This is a genomic window from Halobaculum sp. EA56 (assembly GCF_051195075.1).
Taxonomy (GTDB): Archaea; Halobacteriota; Halobacteria; order Halobacteriales; family Haloferacaceae; genus Halobaculum.
The window spans coordinates 1-1903 of sequence record NZ_JBNTJX010000075.1 but is presented as its reverse complement, the minus strand read 5'-3'; the positions used below and the strand labels follow the sequence as shown (position 1 = coordinate 1903).

Genomic DNA, 1903 nt, shown 5'->3' with positions numbered 1-1903 from the left:
CGAGCCCCCATGAAACAACGAGAGCTCTCCGTGCTAATGGCCGCCCTGTTCGTGACGAGCCTAGTCACGGGTCTCGTCACTGCAAGCCCGCCACGGCCAGGCACGGAGGGGAATGGGCTCACTGGGAATGAATCAGCGACGCTTTGGTCTCGTGACGCGGACAACTACATCACCCAGGAGGAGTACCAGCAGCGATACGGCGAGAGCCGGACCGCGATGCACCAACTCGCAAACGGGACGGACATCACGTTCACGCGCCCGCCGGCGACAGCTGCAACGTGGACGCGAAACGATTTCGCTGATCTCGAAGCCGGTGGGTCGGATACGTCCGTGCATCCGCGCCACGCGTCGCTCGAAGATGGCGTGTTTATCGAGGACGCCCACGCCACAGTGTTCGCAGTGCAGCCGTCGACGCGAGGTCACTTGGAGTCGGGTGAGACCCCGCTCTATATCGCGCCGAACGGCACGATGCGGGGGTTCGTCGACTATCGCGTTCGCGTCCCGAACGGAAGCTCCTCGGGGAACAGGACGATCGAGTGGTCGCTCGCGAGCAACGAGGTCGAGGAGGTTCGATTGCAGAAGGACGGCGAAACCATTGTCGAGCGCGACGGCTCGCACACGCCGGCCCTCGACTACCAGATCGAGGACGACTGGAGTGCAAACCTCACACTCGAAGCCGAGATCAGCGTCCGGCTGAAGAAGACCACGCGAATCGACCGAGGCGACGAGACCGATGTTGAGGTCACGTACCGAACCGAGTCGCTCAACGTCTCGGATTCGATCGCTGTCGAGATCTACGACCTCTCGGCGTACCCCTACTACGCCGAGTATCCCAATGGTGACGCCGGTGTGGCTATTTTCCAGTCTCGACCGTGGCAGGGGTACACGCTGACGGAGAATGGAAGCGCACGAGTGCGTGGCGTCTGGCGGTTCTACACCGCTCGGAACACCAACTGGGATACGCTCGTCAGGTCGAACCGGACCGACAGCGCCACCGTCGAGTCGGATGCGATTCCTGTCTATGTTCACGCGTACCCGTCGCGAATCGGCCCGCGTGCCGAACCAGTTCGCGATGGCCCAGAGATCATCGACACCTGGGGAACTGACCGACCGTCTCCGGACGGCACTCTCGGTGAGAACATCAACATCGACATCGTCAACCAGTCGTACACGACGACGTACGGTGTTGCGGTTCGCGCGGAGAACGTCGACCGCGACGCGCTCCAGGTAGCGGGGATCGTGCGGGGCGTGAACGCCTCGATTGTGGCACCTGACGCTGGCTCAGAGCGGCAGCTCCGGCGCAGTAATCTGACTGTTGAGGTTCTCCAGCAGAACGAAAGTCAGGCCACACTCCGCATCGAACTCCGAGACAACGAGACCGGCGCCCCAATCGTGCTCAGCGATCCCGACCGACGATATCCAATCGGTGGGAACACTCGCAACGGGTACATCACCATCGCGGAGCAACGCGTCGAGACCAACGCCTCCGGGGTGGCGATCGTGACGATCGACGAGCCGGGCATCTACACGGCTCGGTACCACCCAGGCTCGTGGCTCGGGCACGACCCCGCATATGTGAGTGCGACGGCAACTGCTCGCTGGCACCCGCTCGGCACCATCGACGGTTGGTTCGCCTTCATTTTCGAGGTCGGCTGGCAGCTCATCCCGTTTCTTGTGATGTTCTACGCAGGCAAGCGGCTCCTCCGAATGCTCGGTCCAGACGACATCTTCCAACGGAACCCATAGTCATGACTAGAAACCACCCACAGATCAGTCGGCGAACCGCCCTCCGAACAGTCGCAGGTGCTGCCCTCGTGAGCGTCGCGGGCTGTCTGAACGACAATGGCGGTTCTGGGACGCCTGGTGACGGAACGACCTCTCCAGATGGCAACGGCCCACTCAC

Annotated in this window: 1 protein-coding gene; it reads left to right on the top strand. The window is 62.4% G+C overall.

The annotated features are described in order from the left end of the window. The first annotated feature begins 9 nt into the window (after positions 1 to 9). Positions 10 to 1746, top strand: a complete 1737-nt coding sequence (locus ACQUQ1_RS22095) for a hypothetical protein (protein ID WP_435066340.1) — start codon at positions 10 to 12, stop codon at positions 1744 to 1746. Positions 1747 to 1903 lie beyond the last annotated feature (157 nt).

Bases quoted from the DNA above. Each gene is read 5' to 3' on its own strand.
- ACQUQ1_RS22095 (WP_435066340.1), top strand. From the start codon at position 10: ATGAAACAACGAGAGCTCTCCGTGCTAATGGCCGCCCTGTTCGTGACG.